The organism is Ruegeria sp. CRTD044 (genome assembly GCF_059613485.1).
In genome coordinates, this window is sequence record NZ_JBXWSP010000016.1 from 160,265 (window position 1) to 176,894 (window position 16,630).

A 16,630-nucleotide genomic window follows, 5' to 3' on the forward strand; every position below is an offset into this window, starting at 1 on the left:
AGTTTTCAGGACGTTACGTCGGGAAAGCTGTTATTCGGCCGCAGGCCGCAGGTTGGCGACGCTGTCGAACCAGGCCTCGATGGCGTCCAGACGGGGCTCAAGCGCCTGCGCCGCGCCGTCGGTGAAATCCACGAACTTGTCACGGTTCAGGCCGTTGACCCCGACCAGCACCGGGACATCGAGCGCCAGAGCCTCGGCGATGACGGGGCGGAACCCGCGGCCATCGGCCTCGTGTTTGCCGAACTTGTTGACGATCAGCAATTGCGGACGGTCGGATAGAGACGCTGTCACATAGCCAACCGCCTGCTCCAACGCAGCCGGGTCCAGCCGGCACCCGCGCGACTGGCTGCCCAGCGATTGCGAGATGCGGATGGTTTCGCCATCCGGCAGCACGCGCAGGTCCATGTCGCATTTGCTGCTGTCGGCGCATTCTGTGTTGGTCTGAACCACACCGGCCAGACGGGCGCCCTTGGCCAGCAGGCGTTCGGCTACCGCGCTCAGCAGGCGGTCGGTTGCGCCGCGATCGTTGGTGGTGACATAGGCCAGGTGCATCGGCAGACCTTTCTGGGTTTCATCTTGTCATTTCAATTAGCACGCATGGGGCGCCCCTTCCAGCGCCCGCATCACGGCAGCGGAGACATCCCGATCACCGGCGCGTGCAAGTGCAACAGCGCGGCATAGGCCAGCCCCGCCACCAACCAGACCCAGGGCCGCGGCCATGGACGTGGCAGCCGCAGCGACAGGCGTGCGGTGTTGCGCGACAGGCGGGGCCAATCGGACCCCATCTCGCGCGCCTTGCGTCTGTCGATCAGGGCCATGCCAATCCATGCGAAACCCGCGAACAGGCCGAACAGAACCACATGCGCCAGGCTGCCATTGGCCAGCAGATGCGCCAGCGCCCACAGCATCATCGCCAGCAGGATCGGGTGGCGGGTGGTGCGCAGGATGCCGGGCTGCTCGGGGTTGAACGGGCGGCGACCCAGCCCGCCGAAGGAAAACGGGTTGGTCGCCGCCAGCCCGGCCACCGCCAGCCAGCAGACGACGGGCATCACAAGCAGCGGCACCCAGCGCAGGATCGCCAGCGGCGGGATGACCTCGACATAGGGCGCGTTGGCCGCCGCCACGATCAGCCAGGCCAGAACCGCCAGCGACAGCGCCGAATAGACCGCGAAATAAGGGCCGCGCCCCATCAACCCGATCAGCCGCCCGCGCACTGCCGGACGCGCCGGAATGGCGTGGCTCAGCAGAAAAAAAAGAAGTGCAGCAACAAAAGCGCCCCAACCGGCCATGGTCATCTCCGCCTGTTTTGCGCCCGAGATACCGGGGGAAACGGCCCCGGTCCTTGTCCGAAATCAAGTGTGGTCGGGGGCAGCTGCTCCGCCCCCGATCCAACGTTACAGGCCCAGCGCCTTGCGGCGTTCCTCGGCAAAGCCCTGCACCATGCGGTCGGCGATCAGCGCCAGAATGGCCATCGCCGCCCCGGCCGAAATGCCCAGCCCCACATCCGCCTGCCCCAGCGCCAGATAGATCGACTGGCCCAAACCGGTCGTGCCGATCAGCGCCGCGATCACCAGCATCGCAAAGGCATAGAGAATGGTCTGGTTCAGCCCCAGAAGGATCGTTGGCGCAGCATAGGGCGCACGCACGTCGCGCATGATCTGCCACTCGGTCGCGCCGCTTGAGATCGCGGCCTCCATCATCTCGTCCGGGGTGTTGACCAGCCCGTGACGGGTGTAGCGGATCATCGGCACGATCGCATAGGCGCAGATCGCCAGAAAGGCCGAGAACTCGCCGATCTGGAACACCATCAGCACTGGGATAAGGAACACGAACAGGGGAATTGTCTGCAGCATGTCGCAGATCGGGCGCACGATCTTCCAGACCGGCGACCAGACCGCGCTGGCGAGGCCGATCAGCCCGCCGACAACGGCGCAGAAGAACACCGCCGCACCGCTGAGATAGAGCGACAGCAGCGCCCTCTCCCACAGGCCCGAGATCAGGATCGTGCTCAGCAGCGCCACAGATAACGCCGCCAGACGCCAACCGCCTGCCACCCAGCCCAGCGCCGCCGCGCCGGTCAGCACGAAGGGCCATGGCAGGTTCGCGATGCCGGTCTCGAGCATGCCGATCAGGATCAGCGTGACCAGTCCACCGGTCAGGTGCCCGCGCCAAGCCATCAGCAAGGCGATCACCGCACCGGCGGCGAACAGGCCAAAGCTCATGGCCGGGGTCCACTGGAACCCCCAAGTGAAAGGCAGAACCGCCTGGCTCAGACCAATCCGCAGCGGCAGCAGCACATAGAACATCGAGTTGTTCTTGAGCGAATCCAGCCACGGCCCGTTATTCTGGGTAAAGGTGGTGAGGCCGCTGTCCACCGCCTGCGCGACCGGATCCAGTAGTGTCAGTTCGGACGGGTTGGGCAGCCGCGCCCAGAACAGCAGCGTGAACAAGACCGCAAAGCCGAGAACCGCCCAGACGACGCGGTTGTCGTGGCGTTTGCGTTCAGTGGCGAGCGTGCCGCTCATGCGGTCGATCACCACGGCAAAGACCACGATCACCATGCCGGCCAGCAGCGATTCACCGAACTGCGCCTTGCGCATGGTCAGCAGGACCTCCCAGCCGATGTCGTTGAACCCGCCGATGACCGCAGCGATGATCACCATCGACAGGGCCGCCATCAGGCACTGGTTCACACCCACCATGATCTGCGTCGCCGCCGCCGGGATTTCCACCTGGAACAGCTGCTGGAACCGGGTGCCGCCCGACATGATGGCGGCTTCCTTGATCTCGGGCTCCACGCGCTCCAAGCCCAGCATCACGTTGCGCGCCATCGGCGGCGCCGCATAGATGGCCGAGGCGATCAGCCCCACCACAGGGCCAAACCCGAACAGCAGCAGCAACGGCGTCAGATAGGCAAAGGTCGGTACCGTCTGCATGATGTCCAATACTGCCTGAACGGCCGATTTCACCCGCGGCACCTCGTTGGCCAGAATGCCGATCGCCCCGCCGACGATCAGCGCAACCGGGACCGAAACGGCCACCAGAGCCAAGGTGTTCATGCTCTCGACCCAATAACCCGAGGCCAGCACGAAGCTGAGGCCCAGAAAGCCCAGCGCCGCCATGGGCAACCCGCCCAGATACCAGCCGAGTGCCGTCACCAGCCCGATCAGGATCGGCCAGGGCGTATTGCCCAATACGAAGTTGGCCCAGTCCATCGGATAGGCCATCAGGTCGGAAAACAGCCGGGCCGCCGGTTTGATCGCGTTCAGAAACCAGTCGAGGAAGGCGCCCACCCACTGTGTGGCTGGCACCTCCCACGACGCGGGCCATTTGACCAGCCAGGGCGCGTGCGGCTCAAGCGCCAGACACAGCGCGCCCACGATCAGCGTGATCAGGGCCGCCTGCGCTCCGGCTGTCAGGTGCATCCAAGTGGGCCTTGGAACATCAGCGACGACGGTCATGCGTCATCCACCTGCAAGGCCGCGGCCAGATCCGAGGGGTGCACGGTGCCCACGATCGCGCCGGTTTCGTCATGCACCGGCACGGGCTCGTACAATGCCATACAGCGCGCCAGCGCCGCGTCCAATGTCATCTTTGTTGTCAGGCCCGGGTCATCGGGACCGCGCTCGGCCTCGCCTGCTTGCATGACCGAGGCGACTTTGGCGTGCTGACCCTTGGCCACGTCCTTTGAGAACTCGCGCACATAGTCGTCGACGGGGCGTAGAACGATATCCGTCGGCGTGCCGATCTGCACAATCTTGCCGTCCCGCATGATTGCGATGCGGTCCGCCAGCTTTAGCGCTTCTTGAATATCATGCGTGATGAAGACGATGGACTTCTTTAGCGTCGCCTGAATGCGCAGGAATTCGTCCTGCAGCTGCCGCCGGATCAACGGATCCAAGGCCGAGAACGGCTCGTCCAAGAACCAGATGTCGGGGTTCACTGCCAAAGACCGGGCGATGCCCACGCGCTGACGCTGACCGCCCGACAATTGCCGGGGAAAGCTGTCCTCGCGGCCCTCAAGCCCCACCAAAGAAATGACTTCCTGCGCGCGGGCCAGACGTTCTTTGCGCCCCACCCCCTGCACGCGCAGCGGATAAGCCACGTTTTCCGCCACCGTCATGTGCGGAAACAGTCCGAAATGCTGGAACACCATGCCCAGTTTCTTGCGGCGCAGTTCGGTCAGCTGCTTCTTTGGGGCACCCATCACGTTGTCGCCGTCGATGCGGATCTCGCCACCCGTTCCGGGCAACAGCTGCGAGATGCAACGGATCAGGGTCGACTTGCCGGACCCCGACAGCCCCATGATGACGAACAATTCACCATCGCGGACTTCGAAATTTGCATCCTGAACAGCCGGGATGAACCCCTGTTCGCGCAAATCGGCAGCGGCCTTGTCGGCGTCGTTCCCTGACCGAGACAACGCGTCGGTTAGGGCCTTTTCTGCGCCTTGGCCAAAAACCTGCCAGAGAGACTGGCAGGCAATGGCTGGCGTATTCGCGTCAGTCACTTAGGTGGCTCACTTCGTTGCCGCGTCCACGACCGGACGCCACTTGTCTTCGTTGTCCGCCATCCAGGCCGCGACAACCTCTTCGACCTTGCCGCCGTCAACGTCGATCGCACCCATCATCGGCTGCTGGTCTTCGACCGCCAGTTGATAGTTGCTCAGGATTTCATACGCGGCAGGCCACTTGTCCGCCAGACCGCTCCACCCGGCTTTGAAGATGCGCGAGGGCGAGAAATCGCAGTCGTTGACGGCATTGGGGTTCGGCCCCCAGGCCGGATCGTTGAAGCAGGCGTCTTCACCCGGCGGCAACTCAACGAATTTTACATCATAGGCCGACATTGCCCAATGCGGCTGCCAGAAGGTGATCAGCAGGGGCGACTTGCGGTCGGTCGAAGCGCGGAGTTCGGCGATCAGCGCGCCCTCGGACCCGGCAGGAATAGCCTTGAACGGCAGTTCAAGCCCCACCATGCGGTCTGCCCCGGGCGTACCCCAGTCAGCCGGATAGTCGACCAGACGTCCCATCGGCAGGGTCTCCGCCGTCGCAAAATTCTGCGCGCAGTCCTTCAGCGCTTCCCACGCGGGCAGACCCGGGCACAGGTCGGCAACATGGGCCGGATATGCGATGCCTTCCTTGGCATCGAGGCCAAGGTCGCCGATTTCGACCACGGTGCCCTCTTCGATTTTCTTGGCGTATTCGTCCGACACGTTCGACGACCAGATCTCGAGCGTGGCGTCGATGTCTCCGTCGGCCAGCGCCTGGAACTGGTTCAACATGCCCGCGGTGACGAATTCAACCTGGTAACCGGCGGCCTTGAGCATCTCTGCGGCGACATGCGTGGTGACGTGCTGGCCCGTCCACTCGTTGATCGCCAGTTTAATCGGCTCGTCCACCGCGCCCATGTCAGCCGCGTGCGCGGCGCCGGCGACCATGATCGCCAGAAGGCTTACATTCAGTTTTTTCATGGATTTTCTCCCTGTTTCTTTGTTTTGCCCACCCCGGCGGAAACATGCCCGCCGGCTGACTTGTCTAACGACAATACCATGTCGCAACATGCACAAATTTGGCCGGAAAAGGAAAGCGAACAGTTCGCGTCATTCCCAATAAACGGCCTCGGTACCGCATTTCATTCCTCTCGCGCCCTCGTGTCATAGGGCGGCTTGCCCGAGGTTTCGCGGACCGGACATTGATTGACGAGTCAATCACAAACCCAATTGGGGTCGTTTGTCGAGTATTTCTTGTAACGATGGGGCAAATTCCTGATTTTCCGACTGTTTTGCCCAAATGGCAGACCGTGCTTGGCCGCCGCCCTTGCATTGGCCGGAACAAATTGGCAACACTTAAGGCGAAGGGAGCTTTGCGATGCACCATTTCGATGAGATCTATGGGCTGGCGGCCGACCGGCACGGCGGACCGCACGCGCTTGAAGACAAACTGTCCAAGCCGAAGTCCGCCGAGGAATTGGCCGCCCTGCCAGAGGATCGGTGGCTTTCGACAATCACAAAATGCATCTTTCAGGCTGGCTTCAATTGGAAGGTCATCGAGGCGAAATGGGACGGGTTCGAGGCGGCCTTTGACGGGTTCGATGTCGGGCGCTGCGCCTTCATGGATGATGAGAAATTCGACGCGCTGTTGCAGGACACGCGCATCGTGCGCAACGGCACCAAGATCGCCACCGTACGCGACAACGCAGCATTTCTCCTTGAACTTCGCGCGGAAGGCGGTGTTGGCAACGTGTTGGGCGGCTGGCCATCGACCGACTATGTCGGACTTTTGGACATGCTCGCAAAACGTGGTTCTCGGTTGGGCGGGGCTTCAGCCCAGTATGCGATGCGCTTTGCCGGGCGAGACAGCTTTATCCTGTCACGCGACGTAACCGCCCGTTTGATCGCCGAAGGCGTCATAGACAAGCCAGCCACCTCCAGGAAAGCGATGACTGCGGTGCAGGACGCCTTCAACACTTGGATGCATCAATCCGGCAGGTCGTTGACCGAAATCAGCCGGGTGCTTGCGATGAGCCTCTAGAATCGCTTGCGACCGAACCACAGCGGGCTAGGGTTTGTTCATGGTCCGGTTGATTTCGATCCTGCTGTTTCTTGCCTTGCTGTCCTGCGGTCGCCCTCTGACCGAGAACGAGCGCGCCTTTGCAAGCAAGGTGCAGGGCGAAACGCTGGATCTTGACCGGGTTCGGCTGGTCGAGGGCGCGCCGGTCGCCTCCATAACCTACGAACGAAAGGCCAGACCGCGGCTGGCTTGCCGCGAGCGTATCCTGCCGCCGGTCAAGGACGAGATCGTAACCGGAAAACCGGCGGCGATCGCGCTGTTCAACCGGGTATACTTCACCAAGGACTGGTATCTTGACGACTACATGGCGCGGTACCCCGACCAGATGAACCTGGTGGCCGCCATGATCTTTGCCCATGAACTGACCCATGTCTGGCAATGGCAGAACCGGAAAACCACCGGCTATCACCCGTTGCGGGCGGCCGCCGAACATGGTGGCCGCAAGGATCCTTACCTGTTCGATCTGGATAACTCGGCCGATTTTCTGGACTACGGGTTTGAGCAGCAGGGCGCCATCGTCGAGGAATATGTCTGCTGCCGCGCATTGGATCCGGACGCCCCGCGGACCCAGCGTTTGCATGACATGCTGGCCAAGCATTTTGACCCGGCAAAACTGCCGGGTGCCCGGCGAGAAAGCGACGTGGTCATCCCTTGGAGCGGCGCCAAGGTGGAAGGCATCTGCCGCTGAGGTTCACTTGCCCTGCAAGGTCTTTAGATACGCGACCAGATCGGCAATCGGCTTGCTGGTCAGGATCGGCTGTCCGGCATCTGTCTTGATGGCGGTGTCCTGCCCTTCGAAATAGGGCCCGTAGACCGGCATCGGGCTGCCATGGCTGACCAGAGGATCACGGCCGTCTATCCGCTGCACCACACGCGCGGTCGGAAATTTTCCGCCCGCGTCCCCAAGCGTCTTCAGATTGGTCGGTTGGATCAACAGCACGCCGGCCATTGGTCCATATCCAGTCGCATCCAGTCCATGACAGGTGGCGCAATGGTGCAGGTAAAGCTGCTCCCCGGCTTCGGCATCCTGGGCTGCAGCGCCTGTGGCGGCTATCGTACTGGCCATAGCCAATGCCGTAAACGTCAACAGTTTCATTGCGTTCCTCCGTTCTAACGCCAAAAGCAGGGTTGCCCGAACCGTCCCGACCCGCAATGATCCAGATCAACGAAATCGGCTAAGGGGTTCGGGCCATGACACATTATGCAGCGATCATGCTCGCCGCCGGGATCGGAGTTCCGATTCTCGCCGCGCTGAATGCGGCGCTCGGAAAACTGATCGGCTCGCCCACCACCGCTGCGGTCATACTGTTTGCCGTGGCGCTTGGGTCTTCGGCGCTGGTGATGCTGCTGTTCCCCGGAACACAAGCTTTGGCAAAGGTTGCGCAGACCCCGAAACATCTGCTGTTGGGTGGGGTTCTTATTGCCTTCTACGTGCTATCCATCACACATGTCGCACCGCATTTCGGCGTCGGCAACGCGGTGTTCTTCGTGCTGTTGGGGCAGTTGATCAGCACCGCGGCCATCGACCATTTCGGCCTTTTCGGTGCGCAGGTCACGCCGCTGACCCTGATGCGCGCCGGCGGGATCGCGGTGATGGCCGTGGGCGTGGCGATCACTCAGCTGGCCTGAGGACACCCCCGTCCAGCCGCAGCATCCGGTCCATCCGCGCCGCCAAGTCAAGGTTGTGCGTGGCGATCAACGCCGACAGGCCGGACTCGCGCACCAGATCCATCAGCGCGGCAAAGACCTGATCCGAAGTACCCGGGTCCAGATTCCCTGTTGGCTCGTCTGCCAGCAGGACACGCGGTTCATTGGCCAAGGCCCGGCAGAAGGCCACCCGCTGCTGCTCGCCCCCAGACAGGGCCGCCGGGCGGTGGTCGGCACGGTCGGCGACGCCGACACGTCCCAGCAGATCCATCGCGCGGGCTTTGGCCGCCCTGTCGGACACGCCGTTGGCCAATTGCGGAAGCACGACATTTTCCAGCGCGGTGAATTCCGGCAGCAGGTGATGGAACTGATAGACAAAACCCACATCCCGCCGACGCATCGCGGTGCGGGTGCGGTCGCCCTTTCCGGTCGCATCCTGGCCGCCGATTTCGACCGTCCCGGAATCCGGCGTATCCAACAGACCGGCGATGTGCAGAAGGGTCGACTTGCCCGCCCCCGAAGGCGCCACAAGCGCCACTGCCTCGCCCGCGCGCAGTTCCAGATCGGCGCCGCGCAGAACCTGCACCTCGGCGGGTGTGCCTTTCAGATACGTTTTCTTCAAGCCGGACAGACGCAAGGTGACATCATTCATAGCGCAGCGCCTCGACCGGGTTCAGCCGCGCCGCGCGGCGGGCCGGGAAATAGGTGACGAAGAAGGACAGGCCCAGCGACAACCCAACCGCCTTTAGCACGTCCGACAGGTGCAGCTCGGCCGGCAAGGCATAGATGCCTCGGATCGCCGGATCCCAGACACCGCCGCCCATCACGTAGTTCACGAAAGAGAAGATCGGGTCGATATAGAGTGCGAACAGACACCCCAGGATGACGCCCATTGCGGTGCCGATGATCCCGGTGAACGCCCCGCAGATGAAAAACACCCGCAGGATCGACCCCTCGCTGAGGCCGATGGTGCGCAGAATACCGATGTCGCGCCCCTTGTTCTTGACCAGCATGATCAGGCCCGAGACGATGTTCATCGCGGCGATCAGCACGAGGATCGACAGGATGATGAACATTACGTTGTCCTCGACCTCGAGCGCGCGCAGAAAGCCGCCTGACGCATCCTGCCATGTCCAGATCTGCGACCGTTCACCCGCCGCCTCAAGGATGGGGATCAGGATGGGGTTCAGGTCCTCCGGGCGATCGACCATCACCTCGATCTCATCGGCGACACCTTCGCGGTTGAAAAAGCTCTGCGCCTCGGGAAACGGCATGTAGACGCGGGTGCGGTCGATGTCATAGCGCCCGGCCGAAAACACATAGACGACTTCATAAGCATTCACGCGGGGCGAGGTGCCAAAGGCGGTCTTGACCCCGTTGGGCGAGGTCAGCTTGACCCGATCTCCCACCGTTGCACCGATGGCGCGGGCCACGCCCGAGCCGATGGCGATCCCCTCCTCGAACCGGGACAGGTCGCCGTAGGCCTGATCGCTTTCGGCAATACCGGGCAGGCTGTAGAGGTCATCAGGGCGGATACCGAACACCTCGACCCCGCTGCTGCGATCGCGGTCGGTGATCAGAACTTGCCCCTTGACCAGCGGAGCGGCGCGCTGAACACCCGGCACCTGCGCGATACGTTCGGCCATGGCGTCGTATTCAACGATGGTGCGATCAACCTGCCCTTGCGCGTCCAGTTCGCCGGCCGAGTAGACTGTTACATGAGCGTTGGCCCCAAGAATGGTGCCCACGAATTCGGACCGGAACCCGGACCGGACCGCCAGCGTGGCGATCAGCGCGAACACGGCCAGCGTGATCCCGATCAACGAGATCCAGGTCATCACGCTTACACCGCCTTCGGCACGCCGGGCGCGCAGATAGCGCCAGGCGATCTTCCATTCGAAGGCGGCAAAGGGAGGGGGTGTTCTGGCCATTCCTGCTCCGGCAAATCTGTGGTGGGGACATTTTCGGGATTTGGCTGAATGGTCAAGCCGGTTCTGGATGCGCGCGCCCGTTCAACCGGCCAGCGACGCAGTTGCATTCAGCACAGACTGGGTCGTCTCACGATCACTGATCCCTCGCCGTGCCAAGGCATCGAACAAGCGATCTTGGGTTTCAGGCGTCAGCATGGAAACCGCCCGGTTGTGCAGACCAAGACTCAACAGTTCCGGTTCGTCGATCCTGGCGATCAGGTCTTCCAGCTTCTGTTGCGAATAGGTCGGCCACAGCCCCAGCGCGGTGCTGGGTGCGTCCTCGAACCACGGGCGCAAAGTCAGATCCGACCGGAGGCAATACGCATTCAGCAGCATGAACTCCGAGGGTCTCCGGCGCGACCCGAAGAGCGACTGCACCGAACCGTAGCGTTCGTTGATCTCGTCCAACACCTCCAGCACCAACGACCTGCGCACCGGGAACGGCGTCGAAAACGTCGTGGTCTTCAACGCCTTAATGTCCGAGACAGTGACCTGCAATGCGTCCAGGCTCTGCTGCAGCCAGTTGCGGTGAAAGTCGCTGTTGACCGAAATGAACGGAAGCCGGGCGGCTCCGCCATCCGCAAAGAACTCTGCCTCAGTGAAAGACCGCAGAAACAGGTTTTTGGTGTCCAGAATAACTATCTGCTCCGCCTCGGCGATCCGTGCGGCACCCAGCTTGAGCACCTGCTGCGTGCGGTATCCGTTGTTGCCGCGCCAGCCCCCCTTTCGCACGAAAGGGATACGGTGCCGTCCTTCAATCAGAAGCCGGTCGCCCAGTGAACGCCGGGCGCATTGACCTGCCCCAAGCAGAATGTCATCGCCCCCGACGACCCGAACCTTGGATTGCAAAGGACCGTAGGCCGCCAATATGGGCTCGATACGCGCCCGCAATGCGGTTTCGTCGACGTCATTCAGAACCACATGGATGGAGGCAACCTTGGCCGGATCAGCAAATCGCGCAAAGGAACGCGCCTGCAACTCCAGCAGCGGGTAATCCTTGGAATACACTATCGTGGCAAAACTCAGCACGGTCGGGTTGCCTTTCATAATCACTTGGCGCCGCTGTATCAGCTTCTCGACCGGCCGCCAAATCCGCTTTTCCGTGTTGGCGCAGAATCAGCCGTCGGGCGCAAATTCCAGCAATGGATGATTGCCGAAAGACGATTATACCGCTGGTTGTGAAGCCCATCACAGACAGGCCTTTATTGTTTCAGGTATGAAGTCAATGTGAGGTTCAGGCGTCAAACTGAACTTGAAAAGCAACATTTTCGCAGCAACTTTGTTTCGCATTTTGCTTCTTCTAAGAAATTTTGGCACCCTGATTGTGGGGGAATACATTTTAAAGAGCGGGGGTCGCTCATGAATATTGAAAAGGAAATTGAAAAGGTTGGTGCGCCAGCCACGACGATCACATCTCAGGATATGGATTGCGAAACCGCAGCGTTGCTGCGGGCCGTCATCCGACCGCTGTTTGCCGGTGCGGCCAGTTGGGCCGGTCTTGCCGACACGCTTCGCGAAAAAGGCTATCGCCTGGCATTCCAAAGCGGGCGCATGTGCCTGATGGACCGGGCGACGGGCACACGGCTTTGCGGGTTGCGGTTCTTGGACATCGAATTGAAGGATCTGGTCCGACGTATGGGCCGCCCCGTCGTAGTCGCCCGAGGGGACAGGGCGGATGGTGAACTGCTTCGCGCGCGTCCGGCGACGGGCGGGTCCTAGTACCGCCGCCAGAACTGGACGGACCGGCGTAGAGACTTGGCAAGGCCGTGTTTAGCGGCCCGCCGGATCGGCAGTGGCGTTTCCGGGCGCCTCAGCACCTCGATGAGCAGGTTTGCCGGCATATGCCCGCGGCGATAGAACTCGGCGAAATCACCCAGATCCAAGCCTTGTGCCGCACGATAGTCGGCAAAGAACCGTTGCCAGACTCTGGCATAGTCCAGTCCCGTCGCTTGCTGGTCGCTAGTCTCGCCACGGTCCCAGAACAGCGAAATAGGTTCATCCATCCTTTCGCCGCGATAGCCACCGGCAACCAGCCGCAGCATCAGGTCATAATCGCCAGCAATGCGAAACTGGGTGTCATGGCCACCCAACTGCATAAAAACATCGCGCCGTAGAAAAACAGAGTTATGGCAAAACGGCATCCGCTGAAGGATGGCTTTGACCGACATCCGTTTTTCCATCTTTTCGCCGCCGTCCGCGGACCGGTGTAAGGTGGACCCAAAAAGATAGTCGGGGCGGGTCGCGGTCAATCGCTCGGCCGCCCGGTTCAGAACATCATCCGCGGCCAACGAGTCGTCGGAATTGAGGAACAGCACGTATTCGCCGCGTGCCGCTTCGACGCCGCGGTTCATCGCGTCGTACAGGCCTTGGTCCGGTTCACTGATCAGGCGTGTATGCGGCGCGTCGGCGATCAAGTCCTGAATGAATTCGACCGTCCCGTCCGTTGATGCTCCGTCCTGAATGATGTGCTCGGAACGGTCGCAATTCTGCCGCGCCATGCATTCGATGACGCGGCGAAACGTGTCCTGGCGCCCTTGGGACATCAGGTTCCAAGTCGCCGTGATCACCGAGATCAGCGGCGCGTCACCGGTTTCAGACGGTGCGCTCATAGATCTCGGCAATGCGGGTTACGGCGGCCTCGGGGCTCAGTTCTTCGCTTTCGCCGGTGCGGCGGCTGGTCAACTCGACCACTCCGTTCTTCAACCCGCGCGGGCCGACGGTGATGCGCCAGGGCAGGCCGATCAGATCCATCGTGGCGAACTTGCCCCCTGCCCGCTCGTTGCGGTCGTCATAGAGCGGCTCAAGCCCCAGCGCGGTCAGCGCCTTGTAGATCTTGTCACAGGCCGCGTCGGCCTCGTCATCGCCCTGCTTCAGGTTGACGATGCCGCAGTGGAACGGGGTCACGCCCTCGGGCCAGATGATACCCTTGTCGTCGTGGCTGGCCTCGATGATCGCGCCGATCAGGCGGCTGACGCCGATTCCGTGGCTGCCCATGTGCACCGGAACCTGCTTGCCGTCGGGGCCTTGAACGGTGGCGCCCAACGGCTCGGAATACTTGGTGCCGAAATAGAAGATCTGGCCCACCTCGATGCCACGCGCGCTGCGGCGGCGTTCCTCGGGCACCTGTTGGAACAGGGCCTCGTCATGGGTCTCATCCGTTCGGGCGTAGAGCGACGTGAACTCCTCCATGATCGCCTGGCACTGGGCCTTGTCGTCATAGTCTATGTCGCGCTGCCCCAGACGGATGTCGGTGACCGCGCTGTCATAGAACACCTCGGATTCGCCGGTATCGGCCAGCACCAGGAATTCATGCGTGTCGTCCCCGCCGATCGGACCGCTGTCGGCGCGCATCGGGATCGCCTGCAGGCCCATGCGTTCATAGGTGCGCAGATAGCTGACCAGGTGGCGGTTATAAGCGTGCAGCGCGTCTTCTTTCGTCAGGTCGAAATTGTAGCCGTCCTTCATGTAAAATTCGCGGCCGCGCATCACGCCGAAACGGGGGCGGATCTCGTCGCGGAACTTCCACTGGATCTGGTACAGGGTCAGCGGCAGGTCCTTGTAGCTGCTGACGTGACCGCGGAAGATGTCGGTGACCAGTTCCTCGGCGGTGGGGGTATAGAGCATATCGCGGCCGTGGCGGTCCTGCATACGCAGCATTTCCTGACCGTAATCATCATAACGCCCGGATTCCCGCCACAGATCGGCGGATTGCAGGATCGGCATCTGGATCGGAATGTGCCCGGCGCGGATCTGTTCTTCGTGCACAATGTTTTCCAGCTTGCGCAGCACCTTGAAACCCAGCGGCAGCCACGAATAGATCCCGGCGGCAGCCTGCTTGATCATCCCGGCGCGCAGCATCAGCCGGTGGCTGACGATCTGGGCCTCGGACGGGTTTTCCTTGAGTACGGGCAGAAAGTAACGGCTGAGGCGCATGTTTTTACCTTGCAGGTGAGAATTCCACGGCCACGTGATTATGCGAAAGCCCCGCCGGGGGCAATCGGGCAATGGCGGATTTGCGACCTCAGGTCAGTCGGAATTTTGATTGACCCGCCAATCAGGTCTCGAAACAGTGGGAAAACTTCTGAAGACGAGGCCCCGATGCAGACCATCCGCGAACCCGCCCGAGACATCCCCGTGGTGCACAAGACTGACGTATTGGTGGTGGGCTCTGGCCCGGCAGGGCTGGCCGCGGCGCTTGCTGCCGCGCGCGCCGGGGCCGAGGTCGCTCTGCTGGACCGTTTCGGCTGCATGGGCGGCAATATCACCGCTGTCGGGGTCGAGGGCTTTGCCTGGTACCGGCACGACAAGACCATCGAGGCCGGCGGCATCGGATGGGAGTTCGAGCAACGCGCCAAGGAGATGGGCGCGGCGGTCCCGGAAAGCCAATCGCTGAGCTACGAGTTGGACAGCGAGGGTTTCAAGCTGGTGGCCGACCGGTTGGTGGAAGAGGCCGGTGTCCGCCCGATGCTGCATCGCCAGTTCGTGGCCCCGATCATGGACGGCGACCGGATCACTGGTGTGATCACCGAGTCGAAGGCGGGGCGCGAGGCAATCCTTGCCCGCATCGTGATCGACGCCACGGGTGATGCCGACGTGGCCCACCGTGCCGGCGCACCGACCCGCAAGACCGAGTCGGAACAGATGATGGCGGCCTCGGTCATGTTCCACTTGGCCGGGGTCGACAAGCGCGCCTTCATGGATGGCGTAAAGGCCGACCCGCAGACTTACAAGGACTGGGGCGGCGGCGGTGAATGGAACATCGAGACCAGCGGCAAAGAGGACGACATGTTTTCGCCCTTCGTCTACAAGCCGTTCCAGCAGGCCATCGACCAAGGCCTGATCCCGGCGCATCTCAACACCATCGCGGGCACCTGGGGCGCAATGCATGACACGGGCGAGCTGACCTACATGAACCTGATCCACTTGGCCGGGATCGACGGAACGGACCCGGACAGCCTGACCAGGGGCGAGATCGAAGGCCGCCTCCAGACCATGCTGGCGATTGACGCTCTGCGCCGGTTCATGCCCGGATGCGAAAACGCACGGCTGCGCAACTTCGGCATGACCATCGGCATCCGTGACACCCGCAAGATCGACGCGGTCTACAACATGACCGAAGACGACGTGCGCCATCAGGGCCGGTTCGAGGACACGATCGGGATCTACCCCGAGTTCATCGACGGTTACGGCATCCTGATCCTGCCCACCACCGGGCGCTACATGCAGGTGCCCTACCGTTCGATGCTGCCCGAGGGGGTGCGTGGGCTGCTTGTGGCTGGCCGGTCTCACGGGGCCGACCGCATCGCCCACGCGGCGACACGCAACATGGCCTGCTGCGCGGTGATGGGCCAAGGGGCCGGCATCGCGGCCGCCATTGCACTGAAAAGCGATCAGGAGCTGTCCGAATTGAACCTGACCCCGGTTCATTCCGAATTGGACAGACAGGGCGTGAGGATCCACTGATGGAGCGCATCCCGACGATCGACATTGCGCCTTTGATGCAGGAGAACCACCCTGATCACGGAAAAACCGTTCAGCAGGTCATGGATGCGTGCACCGGGATAGGTTTCCTTTCGATCACCGGCACCGGCATCCCGTCAGAGCTGGTCGAGCGGGTCCGGGCTTGCGTTCGCGCAATCTTCGACGTGGACGAAGCCAGCAAATGGCAGCAGGCGATCACCCGCGAGAACTATCGCGGATATATCCCGATGGGGTTCTTCACGCCCAATGACGGGTCGGGACATGCGGACAAGTACGAGGGCTACAAGCTGCACCACGAAGTGGCCGAGGATGCGCCCATCCGCCGGGATTGCGCGCTGTACGGACCCAACCTCTGGCCCGCAGAGGTACCGGATGCGCAGGGCATCATCCTTGAATACTGGGCGCGATTGGATCAGGTGGCCGACAGCTTGCTGGGCGCGTTGGAGACCGGGCTGGAACTGCCTTCGGACAGCCTGCGAAATGCGTTCCGCGACCCGTTGACCAACATGACTTTGCTGCACTACCCGCCGCAGGCCCCCGAAGACGGCGGCTATGGCATCCACCCCCACAAAGACACTGACGCGTTGACCATCATCGCCCCCGACCCGGTGGGTGGGCTGGAGGTCCAGACGCGGGGTGGCGGCTGGATCACTCCCGACTGCCCGAATGGTGGTTTTGTCGTCAACATCGGGGACATGCTCGAGCTCTGGTCCGGCGGGCGCCTGAAATCGACCCCGCACCGCGTGGTCAACCGATCCGGAAAGGAGCGCTACTCCTTTCCCTATTTCGCGGTCCCACGGCACGACGTTGTGGTTTCTCCGCTGCTGCCGCCGCTGCCGGGATTTGACCGCCCGTCCGTGCATTGCGGTCACTGGTCCGCCGAGATCTGGCGCACCAACTGGTCCGACGAGACCGCCGCCGAAGACACGCCGGAACTGGGCACTCTGCACGACTGAGACACAA

The 16,630-nt window shown here is 62.3% G+C and carries 17 protein-coding genes; 6 read left to right on the forward strand and 11 right to left on the reverse strand.

The annotated features are described in order from the left end of the window. Nucleotides 1-30: 30 nt before the first annotated feature. The 5 genes from AC2FNL_RS13130 to AC2FNL_RS13150 form a co-directional block, all read right to left on the reverse strand. Complete coding sequence (locus AC2FNL_RS13130; protein ID WP_496833914.1) at nucleotides 31-552, reverse strand: DUF2478 domain-containing protein; 522 nt, start codon at nucleotides 550-552, stop codon at nucleotides 31-33. Between the two features lie 71 nt (nucleotides 553-623). Then, complete coding sequence (locus tag AC2FNL_RS13135; RefSeq protein WP_496833915.1) at nucleotides 624-1,289, reverse strand: NnrU family protein; 666 nt, start codon at nucleotides 1,287-1,289, stop codon at nucleotides 624-626. A gap of 105 nt (nucleotides 1,290-1,394) precedes the next feature. Continuing rightward, nucleotides 1,395-3,461, reverse strand: coding sequence for an ABC transporter permease (locus tag AC2FNL_RS13140; protein WP_496833916.1), 2,067 nt, complete (start codon nucleotides 3,459-3,461; stop codon nucleotides 1,395-1,397). Further along, nucleotides 3,458-4,510, reverse strand: coding sequence for a quaternary amine ABC transporter ATP-binding protein (locus AC2FNL_RS13145; RefSeq protein WP_093964806.1), 1,053 nt, complete (start codon nucleotides 4,508-4,510; stop codon nucleotides 3,458-3,460). Before AC2FNL_RS13145 ends, AC2FNL_RS13140 begins: the two co-directional genes overlap by 4 nt. Before the next feature lie 9 nt (nucleotides 4,511-4,519). Next, the gene (locus AC2FNL_RS13150) at nucleotides 4,520-5,470 is read right to left on the reverse strand and encodes an ABC transporter substrate-binding protein (RefSeq protein ID WP_093964805.1); all 951 of its coding nucleotides are present in this window, start codon (nucleotides 5,468-5,470) and stop codon (nucleotides 4,520-4,522) included. Between the two features lie 397 nt (nucleotides 5,471-5,867). Between AC2FNL_RS13150 and AC2FNL_RS13155 the strand changes: the two genes are divergently transcribed. Next, nucleotides 5,868-6,530, forward strand: coding sequence for a DNA-3-methyladenine glycosylase I (locus AC2FNL_RS13155; RefSeq protein WP_496833917.1), 663 nt, complete (start codon nucleotides 5,868-5,870; stop codon nucleotides 6,528-6,530). A 40-nt stretch (nucleotides 6,531-6,570) separates the two neighbouring features. Then, entirely contained in the window at nucleotides 6,571-7,257 is a 687-nt protein-coding gene (locus AC2FNL_RS13160; protein ID WP_170420370.1) for a hypothetical protein, read from the forward strand. Nucleotides 7,258-7,260: 3 nt separating this feature from the next. Here AC2FNL_RS13160 and AC2FNL_RS13165 read toward each other — a convergent pair whose 3' ends face one another. Further along, a complete protein-coding gene (locus AC2FNL_RS13165; RefSeq protein ID WP_496833918.1) occupies nucleotides 7,261-7,665 on the reverse strand; it encodes a c-type cytochrome in 405 nt (134 codons plus the stop codon). Between the two features lie 95 nt (nucleotides 7,666-7,760). Between AC2FNL_RS13165 and AC2FNL_RS13170 the strand changes: the two genes are divergently transcribed. Beyond that, nucleotides 7,761-8,198, forward strand: coding sequence for a DMT family transporter (locus AC2FNL_RS13170; protein WP_093964801.1), 438 nt, complete (start codon nucleotides 7,761-7,763; stop codon nucleotides 8,196-8,198). On the opposite strand, the gene AC2FNL_RS13175 is transcribed toward AC2FNL_RS13170, so the two are convergent. The 3 genes from AC2FNL_RS13175 to AC2FNL_RS13185 form a co-directional block, all read right to left on the reverse strand. After that, nucleotides 8,182-8,868 (reverse strand): ABC transporter ATP-binding protein, encoded by a 687-nt coding sequence (locus AC2FNL_RS13175; RefSeq protein ID WP_093964800.1) that lies wholly within the window; start codon nucleotides 8,866-8,868, stop codon nucleotides 8,182-8,184. The two genes, AC2FNL_RS13170 and AC2FNL_RS13175, sit on opposite strands and share 17 nt — an antisense overlap. Continuing rightward, nucleotides 8,861-10,147: a lipoprotein-releasing ABC transporter permease subunit gene (locus AC2FNL_RS13180; protein ID WP_093964799.1), complete on the reverse strand. Its 1,287-nt coding sequence runs from the start codon at nucleotides 10,145-10,147 to the stop codon at nucleotides 8,861-8,863. Before AC2FNL_RS13180 ends, AC2FNL_RS13175 begins: the two co-directional genes overlap by 8 nt. Before the next feature lie 81 nt (nucleotides 10,148-10,228). Continuing rightward, nucleotides 10,229-11,233 (reverse strand): DUF6492 family protein, encoded by a 1,005-nt coding sequence (locus AC2FNL_RS13185; RefSeq protein ID WP_496833919.1) that lies wholly within the window; start codon nucleotides 11,231-11,233, stop codon nucleotides 10,229-10,231. A gap of 312 nt (nucleotides 11,234-11,545) precedes the next feature. Here AC2FNL_RS13185 and AC2FNL_RS13190 point away from each other — a divergent pair, with 312 nt between their 5' ends. Beyond that, nucleotides 11,546-11,905 (forward strand): hypothetical protein, encoded by a 360-nt coding sequence (locus AC2FNL_RS13190; protein WP_093964797.1) that lies wholly within the window; start codon nucleotides 11,546-11,548, stop codon nucleotides 11,903-11,905. On the opposite strand, the gene AC2FNL_RS13195 is transcribed toward AC2FNL_RS13190, so the two are convergent. Continuing rightward, the gene (locus AC2FNL_RS13195; protein ID WP_496833920.1) at nucleotides 11,902-12,795 is read right to left on the reverse strand and encodes a glycosyltransferase family 2 protein; all 894 of its coding nucleotides are present in this window, start codon (nucleotides 12,793-12,795) and stop codon (nucleotides 11,902-11,904) included. The genes AC2FNL_RS13190 and AC2FNL_RS13195 overlap by 4 nt on opposite strands. Further along, the gene (gene proS, locus AC2FNL_RS13200) at nucleotides 12,779-14,119 is read right to left on the reverse strand and encodes a proline--tRNA ligase (protein ID WP_170340222.1); all 1,341 of its coding nucleotides are present in this window, start codon (nucleotides 14,117-14,119) and stop codon (nucleotides 12,779-12,781) included. The genes AC2FNL_RS13195 and proS overlap by 17 nt, the downstream gene beginning before the upstream one ends. Before the next feature lie 165 nt (nucleotides 14,120-14,284). Here proS and AC2FNL_RS13205 point away from each other — a divergent pair, with 165 nt between their 5' ends. Continuing rightward, a complete protein-coding gene (locus AC2FNL_RS13205; RefSeq protein ID WP_496833921.1) occupies nucleotides 14,285-15,649 on the forward strand; it encodes an FAD-dependent oxidoreductase in 1,365 nt (454 codons plus the stop codon). Then, on the forward strand, nucleotides 15,649-16,623 hold the full coding sequence (locus tag AC2FNL_RS13210; protein WP_093964793.1) for an isopenicillin N synthase family dioxygenase: 975 nt from the start codon (nucleotides 15,649-15,651) through the stop codon (nucleotides 16,621-16,623). Before AC2FNL_RS13205 ends, AC2FNL_RS13210 begins: the two co-directional genes overlap by 1 nt. Nucleotides 16,624-16,630 lie beyond the last annotated feature (7 nt).